Origin of the sequence: Pseudomonas sp. Z18(2022) (assembly GCF_036346535.1) — a bacterium.
Taxonomy (GTDB): domain Bacteria; phylum Pseudomonadota; class Gammaproteobacteria; order Pseudomonadales; family Pseudomonadaceae; genus Aquipseudomonas; species Aquipseudomonas yamanorum_A.
On record NZ_JAOTOA010000002.1, the window covers coordinates 221790 to 243154 of the forward strand.

The window sequence follows — 21365 nt, forward strand, 5'->3', positions numbered from 1 at the left end:
CGGGTGGACCGTATTCGCAATTCCTCGCAAAGGTGTGTCAATGAGTAGTACGCAAAGCTCCAATGACCTCGAACAGGGGCTCAAACCGCGTCACGTCACCATGCTGTCGATTGCCGGCGTTATCGGTGCCGGGTTGTTCGTCGGCTCCGGCCACGCGATTGCTGCGGCCGGGCCTGCCGTGCTGCTGGCGTATGCCGCCGCCGGTACCCTGGTGGTGTTGGTGATGCGCATGCTGGCCGAGATGGCCGTTGCTTCGCCGGATACCGGTTCGTTCTCTACTTATGCCGACCGCGCGATCGGGCACTGGGCCGGTTTTACCATCGGCTGGTTGTACTGGTGGTTCTGGGTGTTGGTGATTCCGTTGGAAGCCAACGCTGCCGCGACCATCCTTCACGCCTGGTTTCCCAGCGTGGCGATCTGGGCGTTTACCTTGATCATCACCTTGCTGCTGACGGCGACCAACCTGTTCAGCGTGAAGAACTACGGCGAGTTCGAGTTCTGGTTTGCGTTGATCAAAGTGGTGGCGATCATCGGCTTTGTGATCCTTGGCATCCTGGCGATTTTCGGCTTCCTGCCGGGCAGCCAGGTCAGCGGGGTTTCGCACCTGTTCGACACTCAAGGCTTCCTGCCCAACGGCATGGGCGCGGTGTTGGCGGCAATCCTGACCACCATGTTTTCGTTCATGGGCACCGAGATCGTGACCATCGCGGCCGCTGAATCGAAGAACCCGGGCCAGCAGATTTCCAAGGCCACCAACTCGGTGATCTGGCGGATCGGCTTGTTCTACCTGGTGTCGATCTTCATCGTGGTGGCCCTGGTGCCGTGGAATGATCCTGCACTGGCGGCGGTCGGTTCCTACCAGACCGTTCTGGAGCGCATGGGCATTCCGAATGCCAAGCTGATCGTTGACCTGGTGGTGTTGGTGGCGGTGACCAGTTGCCTGAACTCGGCGCTGTACACCGCTTCGCGCATGATGTTCTCCCTGGGCCGCCGCGGCGATGCGCCGGCTGTGTCCAAGATCACCAACAAGAGCGGCACGCCTTACTGGGCGGTGTTGCTGTCTACCGGCGCGGCGTTCCTGGCGGTGTTTGCCAACTACGTGGCCCCGGCTGCCGTGTTTGAATTCCTGCTGGCCAGCTCCGGCGCGATCGCCTTGCTGGTGTACCTGGTGATCGCCGTGTCGCAACTGCGCATGCGCCAGAAGCGCACCGAAGCGGGCGAGAAGATTGCCTTCAAGATGTGGCTGTTCCCGGGCCTGACGTACGCGGTGATCGTGTTCATCGTGGGCGTGCTGACCATCATGCTGTTCCAGGAAGCGCACCGGGTGGAGATCATGGCTACCGGGATCCTGAGCTTGCTGGTGGTTGCGGCGGGGCTGATGGTGTCTCGTCGGCGCAAGGGCCGGAAGGTTGGGGCTGCGGTGTTGAATTGATGGGTTGAAATACGATCCATCAAGCGCTGTAAAAAACTGTGGGAGCCGGGCTTGCCCGCGATGGCGGTGTGTCAGTCGAGACAGATGTTGACTGACTCACCGCCATCGCGGGCAAGCCCGGCTCCCACATTGCGTTTTGTATCAGCCTTCGGAATTAACCAGTGCCTGTGATGCCGCCACGTAATCGGCTTGGAACTCTGGCGATTCAATCCACGCCAGGGCCGCTGCTTCATCCTCGGTATCCGTGGCCCACTGGCGATACTCGATCAGCGCCGCAAGGATAAAGTCAGTCGCTTCCTCTTCACCTTCCTGCTCCAGCACCACCGCCAGCAGCGGGTGCGCCAGGAACACCGCACACAGCGCCTGCTGGCTGGTTTCGCCAGCGGTGCGCATCTCCAGGAACAGCTCGGTCAAATCCACCGATTCAAGGTCAATGCGGCTGTCATCGCCAGCGAAGGCATCGGGCTTGGTGGCGACGGCGCGTTGAGTGCGGTTCTGCTTGGCCTTGGCTTTTGCCCGGTGGGCGCGTTTTTGCTGCTTGTTCGGCGAGGCCATGGGCTCACGTCCTTGGTGTCAGGATCTGGGAATGGCGTATTGAAGCGCAGGTCCGGGGAAATCCCAAGGGTTTCTAGGTGCGATCCGTCACTTGGTGGCCCGGAGTGCCTTCGGCCAATTCCCCTCGTTGTAGCCACGCCAGCGCAATCGGCCACAACCGATCCTGATACTGGCTTCGAAAGAACGCGAAATGTCCGACTTCCTTTTCGCCGATATCTTCAGGGGCGATCCGCAGGTGCGTGCGCTCGCTGCCTTCGAAGTACCTCAGCAGGCGCTCGATTGCCGGCACTGTGCCAAATGGGTCATCGGTGATGCTGATCGCCAATACCTGCGCCTTCACCCGAGAAAACGGCAGCTCACTCAACGCCCGCCCGCTGGGGCGTTTTTCATAACCTGCCGTCGGCGTACTCCAATCGCGCACCACACCTGCCGGCGTATCTTCCAGCCAGCCCATGCGCTTGCCCGGGAAGTAGCCAAACATCGCGGTCACCAACGGCATCACCACATGCCACTTGGTAAACATCCGCCAGCGCCCGCTCGCCTCGTAGTCGCGCCAATAGGCGAACTGCGCGCCCACCGTGACCAATCGCCGGATCACCGCGCCGGAGGCCCCAAGGCCCGCCGCGCACCCACCAAAACTGTGCCCGACCACATCAATCGGCTGCCCCGCAAACTCCCGCTGCGCGCGCTGCAGGATCGCTTCGAAGTCCAGCACGCCCCAATCCGACCATGACGCCTTGAAGCCCTTCAGCGAGCCGCTGCGGGATTCGCCGATGCCACGGTAGTCGTAGGTGATGACATCGAAGCCATTGGCAAACAGGTAGTCGGCGAAGCGTGAATAGTGACGGCAGCGCACGGAGGTGGCGGCGTTGATGATGACTACCGGGCGCTCGAGGTCGGTTCTGATGTGGCGCCAGGTGAAGCCGCCAATGAGGTGGCCGTCGGCGGCGGCTTCGCGGAAGGGTTCGGCTTGGGGGCGGATTGGCAGATTCATGAGCTAGCTCGATCATTGCGCTTTCGATGGGGCGTCAGAGGCCCGTGCGCAGTTTTATAAGAAGTCGAAGCTAACAAATTTCTGTCGCTAAGACCCCGACGATTTTCTGATGCTCGACCTGAGCGACTCAAATGCCTAGGCTTGGGCCCTCTCGCCCTATCAGAACCTGTCCATGACTCGCGACACCCTCGAGCAAAACCAGATCCCGATCTACTTCGCCGTCGTGCTGCTGGCTGCCGTTGTCGGCCTGCTGGCGCCCTCCATGTCTCAAGGCCTGGCCGCCCTGGTCACGCCCGCCATCGCCGTGCTGATGTACGCGATGTTCCTGCAAATCCCGTTTCTGGACCTGCGCCAGGGCTTGGGCAACAAGCGCTTCATGTGCGCGTTACTGCTGGCCAACTTCATCCTGATTCCGTTGCTGGTGTGGGCGCTGACCCGTGGCCTGGTAGCGCAACCGGCGATTCTGGTGGGAGCGTTGCTGGTGCTGTTGACGCCGTGCATCGACTACGTGGTGGTGTTCACCCACATCGGCAAGGGTGATTCACGGTTGATGCTGGCAGCGACCCCGATCCTGTTGCTGCTGCAACTGTTGCTGTTGCCGCTGTACCTGGGGTTGATGCTGGGGGCGCAATCGCAGGTGGTGGTTTCGGTGGGGCCGTTTGTCGAGGCCTTCCTGCTGCTGATCGTGGCGCCCATGATTCTGGCGGTGCTGACGACTTCCCTGTCCCGGCGCTCTCAGGTCATCAGTGCCTGGAACGATGCCTGGGCTTGGCTGCCCGTGCCGGCCATGGCGCTGGTGCTGATGGTGGTGATCGGTTCGCAAATCACCGCGGTGGTCCGCGATATCGGCCTGCTGGCGCCGGTGATTCCGGTTTACGTCGGCTTTCTGTTGCTGGCGCCGCTGATGGGCGCATTGGCTTCGCGGTTGTTCAAGCTGCCGGCGAGTACGGCGCGGGCGGTCACCTTCAGTGCTTCTACGCGCAATTCTCTGGTGGTGTTGCCGCTGGCGCTGGCGTTGCCCGAAGACATCCGTGGGCTCGCTGGCGCAGCGGTGATCACGCAAACCCTGGTGGAACTGGTGGGGGAGCTACTCTACATCCGGCTGATGCCGCTGCTGATTTGGCCCGATCGTCGTTAGGCGGATGAATGTTTGATTCCGTTCAGGGGTTATTCAGGAGAGTGTTCGGCAACATGGGCCGGTTTACCCCACCTGACAGGCTGAACAATGGATCAACACAACCGCTTTCGAATGGAATCGCTGGGAATCTTTTTCATCGCCTTGCTGCTGTTTACCCTGGGGATCTGGGACCAGCAGCCACAAGGCTTCGATGGCCGATGGGCCGTCTTCATGCAAGAGATGTTTCGCCACGGCCCGAGCCTCTTTCCGACCACCTATGGTGAGTCTTACCCGGACTATCCCGGCACGGCGACGTATCTCAGCTACCTCTTTGCCCGCTTGTTCGGGGCGCCCAATGATCTGGCCAACGTGATGCCTACCGCCCTGGCATCGGCCGGGGTCATGGCGCTGATCTACCGCTTGCTGGCACCGTCCGGTCGGGCGTGGGCGCTGCTGACGGTACTGCTCACCGCATTGACCGCCCAGTTGCTGGAAAAGTCGCGTTCGGTGTGCCTGGACCAGATGGTCTCGTTTCTGTGCCTGGCGAGTTTCTATCTGTTGCATACCGGCGAGCGCATGGGCTCGCGGCTGCGCCAATATGCGGTCTTTCCGTTATTCGTGGTGGCGTTTGCCATTCGCGGTCCGTTGGGGCTGGTCGAGGTGTGCGGGGTGGTCTGTGTCTACTGGGCGATGGGCCCGGCCCGCACGCGGCAAGAGCGGATTGCACTGCTGAAAAAGGTCATTGCCCACGGGGTTATCGGACTGATCCTGCTGGCAGGCTGTTGGTGGGTGCTGTTGAAGCTGGCGCGGATCAGCGGCGGCGATGCCTTTGTCGATGATGTGCTCAGGATGCAGTTTACCGGGCGCCTCGACGAAACCGGCGAGGCGTTCTACTTCTACTTCAAGTTGAGCCTGTACCGCTATTTCCCGGTGGTGCCGCTGGCGCTGGCGACGATGATTGTCCTGCGTCACAAATGGTCGGTGCGCAACGAGGATGCCGATGTGCAGTTGGCGGTGCGCCTGGCCGCCTGCGGGCTGATGATTCTGCTGGGCCTGTCCATCCCGCACTTCAAGCGCGCTTATTACATTGTGCCGATGGTGCCGATGTTCGCCGCAGTGGCGGCCTACGGCTTGCTCCAGGCCCAGGGCTGGCTGCTGGGTGTGCGTCGTGGTTATGAGTGGTTGGTGGCGGCCTTGCCGGTGCTCGGGATCGTGGTGGTGTTTGTCTGTCGGCACCTGTGGCACAAGCACGGTTACTGGCCGGACGTTTCAGTGCCGGCGTTGGTGGGTGTGCTGATTGTGCTGCAACTGGCCGCCGTGCTTGCCTGGCGGCGTTTGCAGGGCAGTCTCGGCCGGCGCCTGGTAGTGCTCAGCCTTATTGCATTGGCTACCCAATGGCTGGTGCTGGTGAAGGTGGTGGAGCCGGCGAAGGACCTGCAATTCGACACCAGGAACTTCGTTGGCGCGGTGGAGAAACTGCGAGCCGGCAACCCCGGGACCCTGGTGTTTGTCGATCTGGCCAAGGACACCTGGGCGATCCGCTACATCATGAACCTGGATCACGACGAGAAGCCGCTGTTCATCGGGCGCAACGAACCCTTGCTGGTGGACACGCTGCCGCGTCCGGCCTGGGTGATCGTGGAGCGCAAGCAAACCGCGTTGCTCAATGGCACGCCACTGGAGCATATGGCGCCGGTGTTCAGCGGGCGATTGAATGACAACCCGCTAATGGTGTTTCTGGTGAAGTGAGTCAGTTGCCTTATTCGTCGTGGCTCCTGGGTGATGCGAGAGGCGATCACTGGGGAATTAAGGACAGATCAATAGGGTCATAAGGCGCAGCGGGTCCCCGACGGTTTGGATCGTCTTGCTGTATGGTCGCCGTTTAAATGACCGTCGGGTCTGATAAAACGCTTTGCAGCCTGCCGTAAAGCACGCGTCTGCTAGGCTTTGGTACTTTCGTAGTGATGATTTCTGGATGTGACATGGAAGCAGTAAAAATGGATTTTGCGTACGCGGGCGCTGAGAGTGCCGGTAGTGCTCACGTGATCGGCCGTTCCTGGTTTGGCGGCCTCAGTATTTGTTTTGACGGCGGCTGCAGCTACCCGTCGATGATCGGGGTGCTGGAGGCGGTGTTTAGGCGCTACGGGCGTCTGGTGCGTTTTGGTGAGTCGCTTTCGGCGCAGGATTGGATTGCGCGCGTGGAGGAGAGTGGTTTTCACATCTCCGAGCAGGAGCGGGCTGCGGTGTTGACGTTGATGCGCGGAGGGGGCTGAAGGGGGCAAAAAATTCAGACAACAAAAAACCCGCACCAGGCGGGTTTCTTGTGTGTTTCAGATGACGTTTGCACCACCTGAAACTAATTAGTGGTGCCCAGAGACGGAATCGAACCGCCGACACGGGGATTTTCAATCCCCTGCTCTACCGACTGAGCTATCTGGGCAACGGGGCGCATTAAACGGGTTTTTCAGGGGGTCGTCAAGCAAGTTTTCAAAAAATATTTAATTATTACCGTCGCTTACGGGCCAACCCCCAAATTTGATCAATTATTCAGCAGGTGGCACGTAGCCGTCGGCCTTGGCGTAATCTTCGCCGGAAAAGAACTTGTCCATCTCGCCTTGCAGGTATTTGCGGTCTTCGGCGTTCATCATGTTCAGGCGTTTTTCGTTGATCAGCAGGGTCTGGTGTTTTTGCCAGTCGGCCCAGGCCTTGGCAGAGACGTTGTCGAAAATGTCCTGGCCCTTGGCGCCAGGGAACGGGGCGCGTTCCAGGGCGGGCAATTCTTCGTGGTACTTGCGGCAGATGATGGTGCGGGTCATGACGGAACTCCTGCGTTCAATACTTCAGCCGCGCGCTTCAGCAGTTTCTTTACCGGGGCGGCAAGGCCCAGGCGCGGCGGGGTGGCGAGGTTATACCAGAGCCAGTCAGCCTCGGCCACGTGATGGGCAGACTCCTGGACCTGGACCAGCCAGGGTTCGATAGCCAGTTGGAAGTGGCTGAAGGTGTGGATCAGGCTCGGCAGTGCCTGTTGCTCGCCCAGCGCCAGGGAGTGCTGGTTGGCCAGGTGTTCCAGGTCGCTCAGGTCATCCAGCTCCGGCAAGCTCCACAAACCGCCCCACAGGCCCGTGGAAGGGCGACGGTAAAGCAGAATCGCGCCTTCGCCATTGGCCAGCAGCGGCATCAGCGTGCGCTTCTGGGGCACGGTCTTGCGGGGTTTGGGGATCGGGTAGCGGGTTTCCAGGCCGAGCATGTGGGCTTCGCAGCCCTTTTCCAGCGGGCACAGCAGGCAACTGGGTTTGCTGCGGGTGCAGAGCGTGGCACCCATGTCCATCATCGCCTGGGTGTAGGCATTGACCCGGTCATGGGGCGTAAAGCGCTCCGCGGTGGCCCACAACTGCTTGGCAACCTTCGGCTCGCCCGGGTAACCCTCTTGCGCGGTAAAGCGTGCCAGCACGCGTTTGACGTTGCCATCGAGGATCGGCGCCCGCAGGCCCATGCTCAGGCTGGCAATCGCGCCGGCGGTGGACAGGCCGATGCCGGGCAGTTCGGTGAGCTTTTCGACGTCACGGGGAAACTCACCAGCGTATTCGGCCACGACAATCTTCGCGGTCTTTTGCAGGTTGCGCGCCCGGGTGTAGTAACCCAGGCCGGTCCACAGGTGCAGCACTTCGTCTTCCGGCGCGGCAGCCAGGGCTTCGACTGTCGGCAGGGAAGCCATGAACCGGTCGAAGTAGTTCAGCACGGTGCTGACCTGGGTCTGCTGCAACATGATCTCCGAGACCCATACCCGATAAGGCGTGATGCCCTGTTGCCAGGGCAGGTCGTGGCGACCGTGGCGGTCGTACCAGTCGAGCACCGCCGTTGAAAATTGCTCGCTTCTCATCGTTTGAACAGGCCTTTCAGAGCATCTTTCAACTGTGGATTGACCTTGTCGAGCTTCTGTTCAAGCTTCTCGCTGAGTTTGTTGCCTGCCGCCTTGATAGCGACCTGGCTCAGGCCGTCCTTGTCCAGGCGGCAAGCCTTGGCGCCCAGTTCCAGCGGGCCGCGGCAGCGCAGTGGGACTTCGATGTTCTGGAAGTTGGAACCCACCTCGCAGGCCGGGTCCGGCACTTCGCGCTGGTCGCCTTCGACGATGATGCCCACGCGGTAGTCCATGCCCAGCACGCGCAGGTCGATGTCACCGTTGCCGTTGACGGTCAGGCCCGGGATGCGCACTTTCAGGTCCGGATTGCTGGCCACGCCGTTACGCAAGGTCAGGTTGCCCTTGAGTTCCTGGAACGGGGTGTCCTTGCCGCGCTGCTCGCCGCTGAGGGTCTTGCGGTTGAGCAAGGCGATGCCGGTGCACAGTTGTTGCTCAAGGTTGGCGTTGAGCAGCACACCGTTATTGATCACGAAGCTGGCGGTGCCGTTGAGGCTGTCGATCAGGGCCTTCTGGCTATTGCCGCGGCCATTGAGATTGCTGTCGAGGGTGAGCTGGCCCTTCACCGGCGGGTTCTGCCCCTGGGCTTGCAGGATGCGCTCGACCGGCACTTGTTTGATGCGGGTTTGCAGCGCCAGCAACGGGATGTCCTGACGCACGTCAAGGTTGCCGTTGGCCTGGAAGGTGCCGTTGTAGAGGCCGCCGCTCAAGGTGTCGAGCTTGAGCTGCCCATCGAGGCCGGAGGCTTTCAGTGCGGCGTTCTGGATCGGCAGCTTGCTCAGGGTCAGTTGGCCGAAGGACAGGTCGGCATTCACGTCCAGGGCGCGCAGGCGGGTCAGTGGCAGCAGTTTGTCGGTGCTCCACGCGCCCTTGGTCGGGGCGTCCGGCAGCGGTGTGGTGCCTCCGGCCGCCATGGCGCCGGCTTCGCTGTTTTGCACTTCAGCCTGGCGGGCGGCCGTCGCGCCTTTGGCGGCGTCGGATTTTGCTGGCAGGTAGTTGTCGGCATTGAACGTGTCGGCCTTGAGCTGTACCCGCAGGGACTGCTTGGCGAAATCATCCACGGCCACGCGACCGGTGAAGGTGCTCTCGTCGAGTTTCAGGTTGAGGTCTTCAAGCGCCAGGCTGGTGGGCGTGCCCTTGAGGCGGCTGACCAGTTCGACCTTGCTCAGGCTGCCCGCGGCCATCGGTGGCAGCGGGTTGCCGACGCTGTCGAGGAACTTGGCCAGGTCAAACTGGGCAATCGACAGGGCGCCGCTGAGTTGCGGGGTCTTGTCCAGGTCGTTGACCTTCAGCTCGCCCAGGGCGCGCAGTTGGTTCAGCGACAGCTTCATGCCAGTCCATTCGGCGATGTTGGCGGAGAGGTCCACCAGCAATTGGCCCTGGGTCGAAAAGGTCAGGGTCTTGCCTTGCAGCGGCTCGCCGGTGGCTTCACCGGTGAGTTTCATGTCTTCGAACTGGTAGCGCTGGAGGGCGCGTTGAATGCGCAAGTTGCCGTTCAGCTCGGTCTTGACGCGCATCAGCGGCTGGTTGGTGCCGAGGAAGGCGGTGAGTTTCAGCGGGATGCTTGCACCTTCATGCACGGCGCCGGCACTCAATTGGATGCTTTCGGCACTGAACTGCTTGCCGGTCTGCTCGTCGTTGTATTCGACGCGGGCGTTGTTGATGGTCAGGCTGTCGATGTCCAGGCGGATCGGCTGTGGCGGCTTTTCAGGCTTGGGCGGCGTGGCCGCTTCAGCGACGGCGGGCGTGCTGGCAGGCGTGCTCGGGTCCGGCACATTCTTGCCGATGTCTTCCCAGTTGCCATGGCCATGCACATCTTTGTTCAGGCGCAGGTTCAGGCCTTCGACACGCACATCGCTCATCTGCACTTCGCGGCGCAGCAGCGGCAGCACGCGCACCGAGAGGCCGAGCATCTGCAAATCGGCAAACGGCTGGGTCGGGTTGGTCAGGGTCGCAACGCTGGCCTCGTGCAGTTCAAGGCCGAGCCAGGGGAACAGGCTCCAGCCGATGTCGCCATTGAGCGTCAGCTCGATGTGGGCCTTGTCGCGGGCAATCTGGCGAATCTCGTCTTTGTAGTCGTTGGGATCGAAGAGATGGGTCAGGGCAAAGCCTAGAGCCACAATGATCAGCAACAGCCCGAGAAGTACCAGACCCAGGATTTTGCCGAACGCTTTCATGGGCGAGTCCTTGTATGTCGTTTTAAAATTTAGCCGCAGAGTATAACGCCCGAAGGCTTACGTCAGTTCGCGGATAGTTACATTGTATCTAGAGGCCGGAAAACGGAATTTTGGCGTCAAACAAATCAGATATCCCGAAAAAGGTGATATCAGTTTGGTTTTTCTGTCATCCACAGATGCTAATCTCTGCGTGTTCGTCCGCCTTCTGCGACTAAACGTCGCGCAAAAATGGAGCTTTACTCAACAAATATGGCCACGCCTTGCGTGTAAGGCCAAAGGAGAGAGCGCCCGACGGACACATACTAATAACTGGGGGAAACACCAATGAGCACTAGCACTGTGGCAGGTTCAACTGCCGCACAGCCTGCGTTCCTGTCCAAGGAGCGCATTATCGCCAAGCCCGGGTTCAACCGTTGGCTGGTACCACCGGCCGCCCTGGCCATCCACTTGTGCATCGGCATGGCCTATGGTTTTTCGGTGTTCTGGCTGCCGCTGTCCAAGGCGCTGGGTATTACCGCACCGGTCGCCTGCGCGCCGGACATGAGCTTTATCAGCCAGGTCTTCTCGTCCCAATGCGACTGGCCCATCTCCATGCTGGGCTGGATCTACACCCTGTTCTTCATCTTCCTGGGCTGCTCGGCAGCGATCTGGGGCGGCTGGCTGGAACATGCCGGGCCACGTAAGGCTGGCGTCGTATCGGCCTTGTGCTGGTGTGGCGGCCTGCTGATCTCGGCATTGGGGATTTATACCCACCAGATCTGGCTGATGTGGATCGGCTCCGGGGTCATTGGCGGTATCGGCCTGGGCCTGGGCTACATCTCGCCGGTTTCGACCCTGATCAAGTGGTTCCCGGACAAACGCGGCATGGCCACCGGCATGGCGATCATGGGCTTCGGCGGCGGCGCGATGGTTGGCGCCCCGTTGGCAGCTGCGCTGATGGGGCACTTTGCCTCGCCGACCAGCGTTGGCGTGTGGCAGAGCTTCGTGGTCATGGCCGTGATCTACTTCGTGTTCATGATTGGCGGCGCCTTGTCTTACCGTGTTCCGCCGACCGGCTGGAAGCCTGAGGGCTGGACTGCCCCGGCGAAGAAAGCCAGCAACGCGATGATCACCCACCGTCACGTGCACGTGAACGTGGCCTGGAAAACCCCGCAATTCCGTCTGGTGTGGCTGGTGCTGTGCCTGAACGTGTCTGCCGGTATCGGCATCCTCGGCATGGCTTCGCCGCTGCTGCAGGAAGTGTTCGGCGGCAAGTTGCTGGGTAACGGTCTGACGTTTGGCCAGCTGGATGCCGGCCAACTGGCGTCCATCGCGGCCATTGCCGCCGGCTTTACCGGTCTGTTGAGCCTGTTCAACATCGGTGGCCGGTTCTTCTGGGCGTCGTTCTCCGACTACCTGGGCCGTAAAAACACCTACTTCGTGTTCTTCGCCCTGGGCTTTGCCCTGTATGCGCTGATCCCGAACCTGGGCCATCTGGGCAACGTGGCACTGTTCGTCGCGGCCTTCTGCATCATCCTGTCGATGTACGGCGGTGGTTTTGCGACTGTCCCGGCTTACCTGGCGGACCTGTTCGGTACGCAAATGGTGGGCGCGATCCATGGTCGCCTGCTGACGGCATGGGCAGCAGCGGGCGTGTTGGGCCCGGTGCTGGTGAACTACCTGCGTGAGTATCAGTTGAGCATCGGCGTTGAACGCGCTGCGGCCTACGACATCACCTTGTACATCCTCGCCGGCCTGCTGGTGCTGGGCTTCATCTGCAACCTGCTGGTACGGCCGGTGGCAGACAAGTACTTCATGACCGACGCGGAACTGGCTGCCGAACAGGCGCTGGGCCACGACAAGGGCGCCGATTCCAGCACCGTGCTGGAATGGAAAGCCTCCTCCGGCAGCGTGCCGTTGGCGGTTGCCGCCTGGCTGGCGGTGGGTATTCCGTTGGCGTGGGGCGTGTGGGTCACCCTGCAGAAAACCGCAGTACTGTTCCACTAACACCACGGCAGAGTGGGCCCGGTTCCTGTGGGAGCCGGGCTTTTGTGGGAGCTGGCTTGCCTGCGATAGCATCACCATGGTGTAACTGAAACACCGAGGTGTCTGCATCGCAGGCAAGCCAGCTCCCACATAATCCAGTCCCGCCTGAACCCGTGCTCACCTGTATGCACATGTCTATCCCCGACATTCCTCGCGTCAACTCGTCAGTCTTATCCCCTCCGATGTTTCTGTTTAGCGCCCGCGCCCCTATAATGGCTGCCTTTTTCGCCCAATGATTTTGCGGAGCTGGTGATGGCCGAACGTAAGGCGTCCGTCGAGCGCGACACTCTGGAAACCCAGATCAAAGCCTCGATTAACCTGGATGGCACCGGAAAGGCCCGATTTGATATCGGTGTACCTTTTCTTGAGCACATGCTGGACCAGATCGCCCGTCACGGGCTGATCGACCTGGATATCGTCAGCAAGGGCGACCTGCATATCGACGACCACCACACGGTGGAAGACGTCGGTATCACGTTGGGCCAGGCATTTGCCAAGGCCATCGGCGACAAGAAAGGCATCCGTCGCTACGGCCACGCCTATGTCCCGCTGGATGAAGCGCTGTCGCGTGTGGTCATCGACTTCTCCGGCCGCCCGGGCCTGCAGATGCACGTGCCGTACACCCGCGCCACCGTGGGCGGCTTCGACGTCGACCTGTTCCAGGAATTCTTCCAGGGCTTCGTCAACCACGCGCTGGTCAGCCTGCACATCGACAACCTGCGTGGCACCAACACCCACCACCAGATCGAGACCGTGTTCAAGGCCTTCGGTCGCGCCCTGCGCATGGCTGTGGAGCTGGATGACCGCATGGCCGGGCAAATGCCGTCGACCAAGGGCGTCCTGTAATGCAGACGGTCGCGGTTATCGATTACGGCATGGGTAACCTGCACTCGGTGGCCAAGGCCCTCGAACACGTAGGTGCCGGCAAGGTGCTGATCACCAGCGATGCCGACGTGATTCGCGAAGCCGACCGGGTGGTTTTCCCAGGGGTCGGCGCGATTCGCGACTGCATGGCCGAGATTCGCCGCCTGGGCTTCGACAGCCTGGTGCGTGAAGTCAGCCAGGACCGGCCGTTCCTCGGCATCTGCGTGGGCATGCAAGCCTTGCTCGACAGCAGTGAAGAGAACGACGGCGTCGACTGCATCGGCCTGTTCCCGGGCCAGGTGAAGTTTTTCGGCAAGGGCCTGCACGAAGACGGCGAGCACCTGAAGGTGCCGCACATGGGCTGGAACGAAGTGCGCCAGACCGTGGATCACCCGCTGTGGCACAACGTGCCCGACCTTGCGCGTTTCTACTTCGTGCACAGCTACTACATCGCCGCCGGTAACCCGCGCCAGGTGGTGGGTGGCGGGCACTATGGCGTCGACTTCGCCGCGGCCCTGGCCGACGGTTCGCGCTTTGCCGTGCAGTTCCACCCGGAGAAGAGCCATACCCATGGCCTGCAATTGCTGCAGAACTTCGCCGCGTGGGACGGGCGCTGGTAATGGCCAAGAAGGTCAAGCCGCCGATCCTGAACCTCACTCCCCAGCAGGAGAGTGAGGCCACCGACAAGATCAAGCGTTTCATGGAAGACCGCTTCGAGCTCAAGCTCGGTTCGTTCGAGGTTGCAGAAATCCTCGAACTGTTCACCACTGAAATTGCTCCGCACTATTACAACAGGGCGATTTTCGATGTGCAGACGCACCTTAAAGAAAGGTTCGAAAGCATCGAAAGCGACTTGTGGGCGCTCGAGAAACCCTGATTTCCCGAGCAACGCTGAATATCGAATAAGGTTTGCCAGATGCTGATTATTCCCGCTATCGATCTCAAGGACGGCGCCTGCGTACGTCTGCGCCAGGGCCGTATGGAAGATTCCACGGTGTTCTCCGATGACCCGGTGAGCATGGCTGCCAAGTGGGTGGAAGGTGGCTGCCGTCGTCTGCATCTGGTGGACTTGAACGGTGCGTTCGAAGGCCAGCCGGTCAACGGTGAAGTGGTCACGGCGATTGCCAGGCGCTACCCGAACCTGCCGATCCAGATCGGCGGCGGCATCCGTTCCCTGGAAACCATCGAGCACTACGTGAAAGCGGGCGTGAGCTACGTGATCATCGGTACCAAGGCGGTCAAAGACCCTGCCTTCGTTGCCGAAGCCTGCCGTGCATTTCCCGGCAAGGTGATCGTGGGCCTGGACGCCAAAGACGGTTTCGTCGCCACCGACGGCTGGGCCGAGATCAGCACCGTCCAGGTGATCGACCTGGCCAGGCAGTTTGAAGCCGACGGCGTCTCTGCCATCGTTTATACCGACATCGCCAAAGACGGCATGATGCAGGGCTGCAACGTACCGTTCACCGCTGCGTTGGCTGCCGCCACGAAGATCCCGGTGATCGCGTCCGGCGGTATCCATAACCTGGGCGACATCAAGTCGCTGCTGGACGCAAAGGCGCCAGGGATCATCGGCGCCATCACCGGCCGTGCGATCTATGAAGGCACCCTGGACGTCGCTGAAGCCCAGGCTTACTGCGACGCCTACAACGGCTGAGGACTGACCATGGCGCTGGCCAAACGCATCATCCCTTGCCTGGACGTCGACAACGGTCGCGTGGTCAAGGGCGTCAAGTTCGAGAACATCCGTGACGCCGGCGACCCGGTGGAAATCGCCCGTCGCTACGACGAACAGGGTGCCGACGAGATTACCTTTCTCGACATCACCGCCAGCGTCGACGGTCGCGACACCACGTTGCATACCGTCGAGCGCATGGCCAGCCAGGTGTTTATCCCGCTGACCGTGGGCGGTGGCGTGCGCACCGTGCAAGACATCCGCAACCTGCTGAACGCTGGCGCAGACAAGGTCTCGATCAACACTGCGGCCGTGTTCAATCCGGAGTTCGTCGGCGAAGCCGCGCAGCACTTCGGTTCGCAATGCATCGTGGTGGCCATCGATGCCAAGAAAGTCTCAGGCCCCGGCGAAACCCCGCGCTGGGAGATCTTCACCCACGGCGGGCGCAAGCCAACCGGGCTGGACGCGGTGCAGTGGGCGATGAAGATGGAGGCCCTGGGCGCCGGTGAAATCCTGCTGACCAGCATGGACCAGGACGGCATGAAAAACGGCTTCGACCTGGGCGTGACCCGCGCCATCAGCGATGCCCTGGGCATCCCGGTGATTGCTTCGGGCGGCGTCGGCAACCTGCAGCACCTGGCCGACGGCGTGATCGAAGGCCACGCCAGCGCAGTGCTGGCGGCGAGCATTTTCCACTTCGGCGAATACACCGTACCTGAGGCAAAGGCCTACATGGCGGCGCGCGGTATCGTCGTACGCTAAACGTCACTGGACACCATGGCAGGCTCGCGGCACTCTCTGGGCTTGCCATGGATTCCGGTAACTTTCATGTTCAAAGACCTGCTGCTCGCCCTTGCCAGTACCACCGTTCTGTTGACGGGTTCGGCTCACGCTGATGAACCATCCGACAGCGCTTCCCTGGTGCTGCTGACGGAAAACTTCCCGCCGTACAACATGGCGAAAAACGGCAAGAACTTCGCCAAGGAAGAGAACATCGAAGGCATCGCCGTGGACATCGTCCGCGAGACCTTCCAGCGTGCCGGCATTTCCTACAACCTCACCCTGCGTTTCCCTTGGGAGCGAATCTACAAACTCGCCCTGGAAAAGCCCGGCTACGGTGTGTTCGTGATGGCGCGCCTGCCGGACCGTGAGGCGCTGTTCAAATGGGTCGGCCCCATCGGCCCGGACGATTGGGTGCTGCTGGCCAAGGCTGACAGCAAGATCCAGTTGAGTGACCTGGAGCAGGCCCGGCGCTACAAGATCGGCGCCTACAAGGGCGATGCCATCGCCGAGAGCCTGGAGAAGCAGGGCCTGAAGCCGGTCATCGTGCTGCGGGACCAGGACAATGCGCAGAAACTGATCGATGGCCAGATCGACCTCTGGGCAACCGGTGACCCGGCGGGCCGTTATCTGGCGCGCCAGGTCGGGGTGACGGGGCTCAAGACCGTACTGCGCTTCAACAGCGCCGAGCTGTATCTGGCATTGAACAAGAATGTGCCGGATGACGTGGTGGCCAAGCTTCAGGCAGCCCTGGATCAGTTACGAGAAGAAGGTGTCGTCGATCAAATCATGGGGCGTTATCTCTAAAGCCGTTTCTCCTGGCGGGGTAACAGGTGCTTCCTCGACCGGGCCTGGCTCTACGGGTGGAACCAGGACGGGTGCTGGTTCGTCTACCTCAGGCGCCTGTGCCGTTGATTCGCTGAAATACACTGTGTCGCCGTTGGTGTAGCTGACGGTGGCTGCCAATTGGCTGCCGTCCTGTCGATAGAGCTTGTATTCGCTGCGTACAACGTAGGCCGCGATGGTCTGGCTCGCCGGCACGTAGGCCGCCACTTCCAGTGAGGTTGAAGTGCCCCAGCCTTTCGCTGATTGGGCGGTATGGGTGAAGGACTTGTTCAGGTGTGCAGAAAAAATCACCGGTCGAGTAATCGGTGACCACTCGTACGCAAACTCAATACCCGTCGCCGCTATGAAGTCTACCGAGCTATCGCCTGCCTCGCCCTTGCGTGCCGTCCAGTTGAACGTTTTGCCCTGGGGCGTCGTATTGTGCCCAACGCCGACAGGTAGATAGCGGTCGCTTCTTTCCAGTCGATAGATGGGCGATTGATGCAGTTGCTCAAGTGGCGTCAGGTTGCTGTCTTTCACGACAAACCACGGCAACTCGCAAACGTGGGAAGACGCTTCGGTTTCTTCCAGGGCAAGCGGTGTGGGTGGTGCAGGCAGGGTGCTTTCCTGCACTGCCAGCTCCATGCGCAAGGCGTACGGCCTGGCGCCGAAAGAAGGCCGGGTCCAGCTGTCGGCGCCGTAAAAGGTGCCCGCTGCGATATAGGCTTCTGCGGGCTGGACGTCGGGGGTGTGAATGTCCCAGGCGCTGAAGTCCATTTGAGAGCCGCTGCCCTTGTCGCTCCATATCGGGTTGCCGATATAGGCATCGACCACCAGGTCAGCCCGGACACAACGAATCGCATTCAGCGTCGGTTTGTCATAACCGATACAGCAGACCATCCCCATTGCCACATAGCCTTCGGGAGGCACGGGTTTCCATACGGAACACTCGGATCGAACCTTCTTTCCGGAGTTTTTCCAGACCAGATTAAAGTCCACCGGCGCTCGAAGCGCAGTGCCATTGACGCTGTCTGCTTCGCTGACCACCGCGACGAATTTTCGGTTATTGATCGTGCGATAGTCGCTGACGATTACGTCACCCAATGAAGAAAAACTGTTCAGCGCATCGGCCGTCGTGTTGGGGCGCCAAAAGGTGGCAGCGTTATCGGCGCCTGAATCCTTGGCGCTCCAGAGCAGGTCAAACTCCGTGGTGAAGTTGATCAGCAGATCTTTGAATCGTATGGGTTGCATGGTTTGTCGTCCCAATTCTATTAAAAGTTGCAGGCCCCGGTATGGGTGGCCTGTGCGGCTGCGCTGCAACTATTGAATAAAACGGGAGGCGCCCAGCGGTAGCTATATAGAGCGCCCGGAACCCATCACGGGGTCAGCGATAGGTGCCGTCTTTGCCATGGCCAGCCATCGCGCGATTGCTGCGCAGGCTGATCATCAGCTTGATATCGATCCACTCGATGCCCTGGGCCTTGAGCTTGGGCAGCTCGCGTTCCAGCACCGCCAGGGTCTGTGGATAAGGGTGGCCGATCATCACCGCCGAACCCTGTTTGTGGGCCAGCTTGATCGCGGTTTGCAGCTGGGTGGTGATGGCCGCTTCAGTGCGCTCGTCATCGAGGAACACGTCCCGCGAGACGCTGGCCAAACCGATCTTCTGCGCTTCGGCAGCGGCCACGGTCTGGGCGCTGGTGCGGCTGTCGACGAAGAACTTGTGGCGCCGTTGCAATTCGCCCATCAACCACGCCATGGCCTCGGGCTGCGCTGTCATGCGGCTGCCCATGTGGTTGTTGATGCCGGCGGTGTACGGCACGGCCTTGAAGGCGGCGTCCAGGCGTTTGCCGAGTTCTTCGATGGGCAACTCCGGGTGCCAGGCGAACGGGCCGGTGGCCGGGTCCATGGGCATGTGCAGGATCACGATCTTGCCGGCCTTGTGGGCTTCGCGGGCGAATTCGGCGGCGTGGGGTGTGTCGGGCATGATCGCCGTGGTCACAGGGCCGGGCAGGGCGAGCACGCGACGATCCCGGGGCAGGTTTTGCCCGAGGTCATCGATGATCAGGGTCAGGTAGGCTTTGTGTTCAGCGGGGGCAGTACTGGCGGGGTTGCCTTGGGCAACTCCCGCCAGACAGCACAGCAAAGCGATGATCAGGCCACGACGCATATCAACGGCTGCGCGTAATGCTCAGGCCCTTGAGCAGGCTCAGTGCCTGGGCCAACTGGTAATCGTCGTCCTGTGGCATCGGCTTGGCTTTGGAGCCGCTGCCGGTAGGCTGGTCGGCGCCGCCGTTGCCGTTGCCCAGGTGACCTTGCAGGTCGGCTTCCTTGTAGAACTCGCTGTCGGCCTCGTTGGTGATCTTGGCCTTGCGCACTTCGATGTCCGGCACGATGCCCTGGGCCTGGATCGAGCGACCATTTGGCGTGTAGTACAGCGCCGTGGTGATCTTCAAGGCGCGCTCGTTGTTCAGCGGCAGCACGGTTTGCACCGAGCCTTTGCCGAAGCTGGTGGTGCCCATCAGCACGCCGCGTTTCTGGTCTTGCAGGGCGCCGGCGACGATTTCCGAGGCCGAGGCGCTGCCGCCGTTGATCAGCACAACCATCGGCACGCCTTCGCTGAGGTCGTTGCCGGTGGCCGAGAAGCGCAGTTCGGAGTTGGCGATACGGCCCTTGGTGTAGACGATCAGGCCCTTGGTGATGAAGTGGTCGACCACTTCCACTGCCGCCTGCAACACGCCGCCCGGGTTGTTACGCAGGTCGAGCACGATGCCGCTGAGTTTCTTGCCGTTGTCTTTACGCAGCTTGGCCAGGGCCTTGGCCACTTCGTCGCCGGTCTTGACCTGGAACTGGGTGATGCGGATGTAACCGTAGCCCGACTCCAGCAACTGGCTCTTCACGCTCTTGACCGTGATGGTGGCGCGGGTCAGCGTCACGTCGAACGGTGTACCGCCGTCGCGCACCAGGGTCAGGGTAATTTTCTGGCCGATCTTGCCGCGCATCTTGTCGACGGCTTCGGTCATGGTCTGGCCGCGGGTCGGCTGGCCGTTGATCTTGACGATAAAGTCGCCGGCCTGGATGCCGGCCTTCGACGCCGGGGTGTCATCGATCGGCGAGACCACCTTGATGTTGCCGTCGTCGGCGCCGACTTCGATGCCCAGGCCACCGAATTCACCGCTGGTGCTTTCTTGCAGCTCGGCGAAATCTTCCGGGCCGAGGTAAGCGGAGTGCGGGTCAAGGTTGCTGAGCATGCCCTTGATGGCATTTTCCAGCAGGGTCTTGTCGTCCACAGGTTCGACATAGGCAGCCTTGATCCGGTCCATGACCTCGGCAAAGGTGCGCAACTCGTCCAGCGGCAGCGGGGCCTTGGTGGTCGCGGCCGTGGCTGACTGGGCGGTCTGGTCGGCGAATGCCAAAGGCGCGCCGATCACCAGGGCGATCGTCAGGGCCAGCGATGTGAGGCGGGACAAATGCAGCATGTCGAACGAACTCCTAATGTAGATGCGACCCTTATCCTTGGGTGCGGCACCATTGTGCTGGGTCGCTCGGGCGGCCCTGCTGACGAATAGCGAAGTACAGCGCCGGAGTGTCCTGGCCACCACTGTTACCGACAGTGGAGATGGATTCACCGGCTTTTACAACATCACCTGCCGCTTTAAGCAAAGTTTGATTGTGGCCGTAAAGGCTCAAATAGCCATTACCGTGGTCAAGAATCACCAACAAACCTGCGCCACGCAGCCAATCGGCGAACACCACACGGCCGCCGTGAATGGCATGGACCTGGGTGCCGGCACCGGCGCTGATCATCACACCGTCCCACTTGGCGCGGGTGTCATCGCCACGGGTTTCACCAAAGCGTGCCAGTAGTCGACCATCAACTGGCCATGGAAGTTTGCCTCGGGCCGAAGCAAAAGGTCCGCCGAAGGATTCGCCGGCGCTGGAAACCAGCGGGCCAGGGGCTGCGCGCGCCGGTTTACGCGGGGCCGGGGCGTCGGTGGTGGCGCTGGCGACTGCCTCGGCGGCCTCACGCTCGCGCTTTTTTTCGGCTTCCTGCTGGGCGATCAGCGCTTTTTGCCGCGCGTCTTCGGCCTCGCGGGCCTGGCGAGCCAGGGTTTCCTCGATGGTTTTCAGGACTTTGGCCAGGTCGGCCTGGTCTTGCTCGCGATTCTTGAGCTTCGTGTCGCGGGCCTTTACGTCGTCGTTCAGCTTGGCCAGCGCTTGCTGGCGCTCCTTGCGCACCTTGTCCAGCTCGTCGCGCTGGCTGTCGAGGGCGCTTTTCTGGTCGAGCAACTGCGACTGCTGGTTGGCGATCTCGGTTTCGACATTGGCCAACTGGCGCAGGGTCTCGTTGAAGCTTTTCAGTTGCTCCAGGCGGGCCTTGCTCAGGTAGTCGTAATAGGTAAGGGTGCGAGCGAATTTTTCCGGGTTCTGCTGGTTGAGCAGCAGCTTGAGGTATTCCTGGCGGCCGTTCTGGTAGGCGGCGCGGGCCTGGATCGCGATCAGGCGTTGCTGTTCAACGCGGGCGCTCTGGAGTTTTTTTTTCTCACCGTCGAGTCGCTCCAGTTCCGACTCGCTCTTCTTTAGTTCCTTTTGCAGCTCCTGGACCTGCTTCTCCAGCTTGCCCATCTCGGTTTCCGTGCCGCGCAGGTCTTTCTGCACGCCGGATTTCTCTTCCTGGAGCTTGCCGAGCAGTTTCTTCAGCTCGGTAATGTCCTGACGCGTAGCGTCCAACTGTTGTTGGGTTTGTGCGCGCTCATCGGCAAACGCCGGTTGGAGCAGGCAGACAAGAGCGAGGGTAATCAAGGCGCGAAGCATAGAGGCGGGCGACACCAGGGAAAGGGACGGCCTAGTATGCCCGGCCCACGCTGCAAAAAAAACGCCCAATTCGGCAAGGCAGGCAAGTTAGGTGCCGAGTGGCGGCAGTATGGCAAAAGGACATCCCTGAAGCCGCCTCCGAACCTTGTGGGAGCTGGCTTGCCGGCGATGCAGGCACCTCGGTGTTTCAGATACA

At 61.1% G+C, this 21365-nt stretch carries 19 protein-coding genes, 1 tRNA gene and 1 pseudogene; 11 read left to right on the plus strand and 10 right to left on the minus strand.

The genetic code is table 11. The features are described from left to right. Positions 1–40: 40 nt before the first annotated feature. Positions 41–1432 carry a GABA permease gene (gabP, locus tag V3W39_RS06345; RefSeq protein WP_177041023.1) on the plus strand — a complete coding sequence of 464 codons (1392 nt, stop codon included), beginning with the start codon at positions 41–43 and terminating at the stop codon, positions 1430–1432. Between the two features lie 141 nt (positions 1433–1573). Here the strand turns inward: gabP and V3W39_RS06350 are convergent, their stop codons facing one another. Both V3W39_RS06350 and V3W39_RS06355 read right to left on the minus strand, forming a co-directional pair. Then, positions 1574–1987: a hypothetical protein gene (locus V3W39_RS06350; protein ID WP_177075974.1), complete on the minus strand. Its 414-nt coding sequence runs from the start codon at positions 1985–1987 to the stop codon at positions 1574–1576. A gap of 76 nt (positions 1988–2063) precedes the next feature. After that, positions 2064–2981, minus strand: a pseudogene (locus V3W39_RS06355) (alpha/beta hydrolase family protein); the annotation flags it as partial. A gap of 172 nt (positions 2982–3153) precedes the next feature. Between V3W39_RS06355 and V3W39_RS06360 the strand changes: the two are divergent. From V3W39_RS06360 to V3W39_RS06370, 3 genes are all read left to right on the plus strand, one after another. After that, positions 3154–4119, plus strand: coding sequence for an arsenic resistance protein (locus V3W39_RS06360; RefSeq protein WP_330212381.1), 966 nt, complete (start codon positions 3154–3156; stop codon positions 4117–4119). An 87-nt stretch (positions 4120–4206) separates the two neighbouring features. Beyond that, positions 4207–5847, plus strand: a complete 1641-nt coding sequence (locus V3W39_RS06365) for an ArnT family glycosyltransferase (protein ID WP_330212382.1) — start codon at positions 4207–4209, stop codon at positions 5845–5847. 233 nt (positions 5848–6080) lie between these two features. Beyond that, a complete protein-coding gene (locus V3W39_RS06370) occupies positions 6081–6371 on the plus strand; it encodes a hypothetical protein (protein ID WP_256351878.1) in 291 nt (96 codons plus the stop codon). 91 nt (positions 6372–6462) lie between these two features. Here the strand turns inward: V3W39_RS06370 and V3W39_RS06375 are convergent. From V3W39_RS06375 to V3W39_RS06390, 4 genes are all read right to left on the minus strand, one after another. After that, a tRNA-Phe gene (locus V3W39_RS06375) sits at positions 6463–6538 on the minus strand. A 103-nt stretch (positions 6539–6641) separates the two neighbouring features. Then, positions 6642–6914, minus strand: a complete 273-nt coding sequence (locus V3W39_RS06380) for an oxidative damage protection protein (RefSeq protein WP_010169058.1) — start codon at positions 6912–6914, stop codon at positions 6642–6644. Then, complete coding sequence (mutY, locus tag V3W39_RS06385; protein WP_330212383.1) at positions 6911–7978, minus strand: A/G-specific adenine glycosylase; 1068 nt, start codon at positions 7976–7978, stop codon at positions 6911–6913. The genes V3W39_RS06380 and mutY overlap by 4 nt, the downstream gene beginning before the upstream one ends. Next, positions 7975–10191: an AsmA family protein gene (locus V3W39_RS06390; RefSeq protein ID WP_330212384.1), complete on the minus strand. Its 2217-nt coding sequence runs from the start codon at positions 10189–10191 to the stop codon at positions 7975–7977. Before V3W39_RS06390 ends, mutY begins: the two co-directional genes overlap by 4 nt. A 324-nt stretch (positions 10192–10515) precedes the next feature. Between V3W39_RS06390 and V3W39_RS06395 the strand changes: the two genes are divergently transcribed. The 7 genes from V3W39_RS06395 (at position 10516) to V3W39_RS06425 (ending at position 16339) form a co-directional block, all read left to right on the plus strand. Then, complete coding sequence (locus V3W39_RS06395; RefSeq protein WP_177075986.1) at positions 10516–12177, plus strand: OFA family MFS transporter; 1662 nt, start codon at positions 10516–10518, stop codon at positions 12175–12177. 291 nt (positions 12178–12468) lie between these two features. Then, on the plus strand, positions 12469–13062 hold the full coding sequence (hisB, locus tag V3W39_RS06400) for an imidazoleglycerol-phosphate dehydratase HisB (RefSeq protein ID WP_003218037.1): 594 nt from the start codon (positions 12469–12471) through the stop codon (positions 13060–13062). Next, positions 13062–13700 carry an imidazole glycerol phosphate synthase subunit HisH gene (hisH, locus tag V3W39_RS06405; RefSeq protein ID WP_177041031.1) on the plus strand — a complete coding sequence of 213 codons (639 nt, stop codon included), beginning with the start codon at positions 13062–13064 and terminating at the stop codon, positions 13698–13700. Before hisB ends, hisH begins: the two co-directional genes overlap by 1 nt. Then, the gene (locus V3W39_RS06410) at positions 13700–13957 is read left to right on the plus strand and encodes a DUF2164 domain-containing protein (protein ID WP_003218033.1); all 258 of its coding nucleotides are present in this window, start codon (positions 13700–13702) and stop codon (positions 13955–13957) included. The genes hisH and V3W39_RS06410 overlap by 1 nt, the downstream gene beginning before the upstream one ends. A 39-nt stretch (positions 13958–13996) precedes the next feature. After that, entirely contained in the window at positions 13997–14734 is a 738-nt protein-coding gene (gene hisA, locus V3W39_RS06415) for a 1-(5-phosphoribosyl)-5-[(5-phosphoribosylamino)methylideneamino]imidazole-4-carboxamide isomerase (RefSeq protein WP_027605077.1), read from the plus strand. 9 nt (positions 14735–14743) lie between these two features. Then, positions 14744–15514: an imidazole glycerol phosphate synthase subunit HisF gene (gene hisF / locus V3W39_RS06420; protein WP_003218030.1), complete on the plus strand. Its 771-nt coding sequence runs from the start codon at positions 14744–14746 to the stop codon at positions 15512–15514. Between the two features lie 66 nt (positions 15515–15580). Then, positions 15581–16339: a substrate-binding periplasmic protein gene (locus tag V3W39_RS06425; RefSeq protein WP_177114330.1), complete on the plus strand. Its 759-nt coding sequence runs from the start codon at positions 15581–15583 to the stop codon at positions 16337–16339. On the opposite strand, the gene V3W39_RS06430 is transcribed toward V3W39_RS06425, so the two are convergent. From V3W39_RS06430 to V3W39_RS06445, 4 genes are all read right to left on the minus strand, one after another. After that, a complete protein-coding gene (locus tag V3W39_RS06430; RefSeq protein WP_330212385.1) occupies positions 16292–17608 on the minus strand; it encodes a Vps62-related protein in 1317 nt (438 codons plus the stop codon). The two genes, V3W39_RS06425 and V3W39_RS06430, sit on opposite strands and share 48 nt — an antisense overlap. 133 nt (positions 17609–17741) lie before the next feature. After that, positions 17742–18524: a divergent polysaccharide deacetylase family protein gene (locus tag V3W39_RS06435; RefSeq protein WP_330212386.1), complete on the minus strand. Its 783-nt coding sequence runs from the start codon at positions 18522–18524 to the stop codon at positions 17742–17744. Position 18525: 1 nt separating this feature from the next. Then, positions 18526–19833, minus strand: coding sequence for a S41 family peptidase (locus V3W39_RS06440; RefSeq protein WP_003218023.1), 1308 nt, complete (start codon positions 19831–19833; stop codon positions 18526–18528). Positions 19834–19864: 31 nt separating this feature from the next. Further along, entirely contained in the window at positions 19865–21169 is a 1305-nt protein-coding gene (locus V3W39_RS06445) for a murein hydrolase activator EnvC family protein (protein ID WP_330212387.1), read from the minus strand. Between the last annotated feature and the right edge of the window lie 196 nt (positions 21170–21365).

Excerpts from the sequence above, each read along its gene's own strand:
- gabP (WP_177041023.1), top strand. The coding sequence starts at position 41 with ATGAGTAGTACGCAAAGCTCCAATGACCTCGAACAGGGGCTCAAACCG.
- V3W39_RS06350 (WP_177075974.1), bottom strand. The coding sequence starts at position 1,987 with ATGGCCTCGCCGAACAAGCAGCAAAAACGCGCCCACCGGGCAAAAGCC.
- V3W39_RS06360 (WP_330212381.1), top strand. The coding sequence starts at position 3,154 with ATGACTCGCGACACCCTCGAGCAAAACCAGATCCCGATCTACTTCGCC.
- V3W39_RS06365 (WP_330212382.1), top strand. The coding sequence starts at position 4,207 with ATGGATCAACACAACCGCTTTCGAATGGAATCGCTGGGAATCTTTTTC.
- V3W39_RS06370 (WP_256351878.1), top strand. The coding sequence starts at position 6,081 with ATGGAAGCAGTAAAAATGGATTTTGCGTACGCGGGCGCTGAGAGTGCC.
- V3W39_RS06380 (WP_010169058.1), bottom strand. The coding sequence starts at position 6,914 with ATGACCCGCACCATCATCTGCCGCAAGTACCACGAAGAATTGCCCGCC.
- mutY (WP_330212383.1), bottom strand. The coding sequence starts at position 7,978 with ATGAGAAGCGAGCAATTTTCAACGGCGGTGCTCGACTGGTACGACCGC.
- V3W39_RS06390 (WP_330212384.1), bottom strand. The coding sequence starts at position 10,191 with ATGAAAGCGTTCGGCAAAATCCTGGGTCTGGTACTTCTCGGGCTGTTG.
- V3W39_RS06395 (WP_177075986.1), top strand. The coding sequence starts at position 10,516 with ATGAGCACTAGCACTGTGGCAGGTTCAACTGCCGCACAGCCTGCGTTC.
- hisB (WP_003218037.1), top strand. The coding sequence starts at position 12,469 with ATGGCCGAACGTAAGGCGTCCGTCGAGCGCGACACTCTGGAAACCCAG.
- hisH (WP_177041031.1), top strand. The coding sequence starts at position 13,062 with ATGCAGACGGTCGCGGTTATCGATTACGGCATGGGTAACCTGCACTCG.
- V3W39_RS06410 (WP_003218033.1), top strand. The coding sequence starts at position 13,700 with ATGGCCAAGAAGGTCAAGCCGCCGATCCTGAACCTCACTCCCCAGCAG.
- hisA (WP_027605077.1), top strand. The coding sequence starts at position 13,997 with ATGCTGATTATTCCCGCTATCGATCTCAAGGACGGCGCCTGCGTACGT.
- hisF (WP_003218030.1), top strand. The coding sequence starts at position 14,744 with ATGGCGCTGGCCAAACGCATCATCCCTTGCCTGGACGTCGACAACGGT.
- V3W39_RS06425 (WP_177114330.1), top strand. The coding sequence starts at position 15,581 with ATGTTCAAAGACCTGCTGCTCGCCCTTGCCAGTACCACCGTTCTGTTG.
- V3W39_RS06430 (WP_330212385.1), bottom strand. The coding sequence starts at position 17,608 with ATGCAACCCATACGATTCAAAGATCTGCTGATCAACTTCACCACGGAG.
- V3W39_RS06435 (WP_330212386.1), bottom strand. The coding sequence starts at position 18,524 with ATGCGTCGTGGCCTGATCATCGCTTTGCTGTGCTGTCTGGCGGGAGTT.
- V3W39_RS06440 (WP_003218023.1), bottom strand. The coding sequence starts at position 19,833 with ATGCTGCATTTGTCCCGCCTCACATCGCTGGCCCTGACGATCGCCCTG.
- V3W39_RS06445 (WP_330212387.1), bottom strand. The coding sequence starts at position 21,169 with ATGCTTCGCGCCTTGATTACCCTCGCTCTTGTCTGCCTGCTCCAACCG.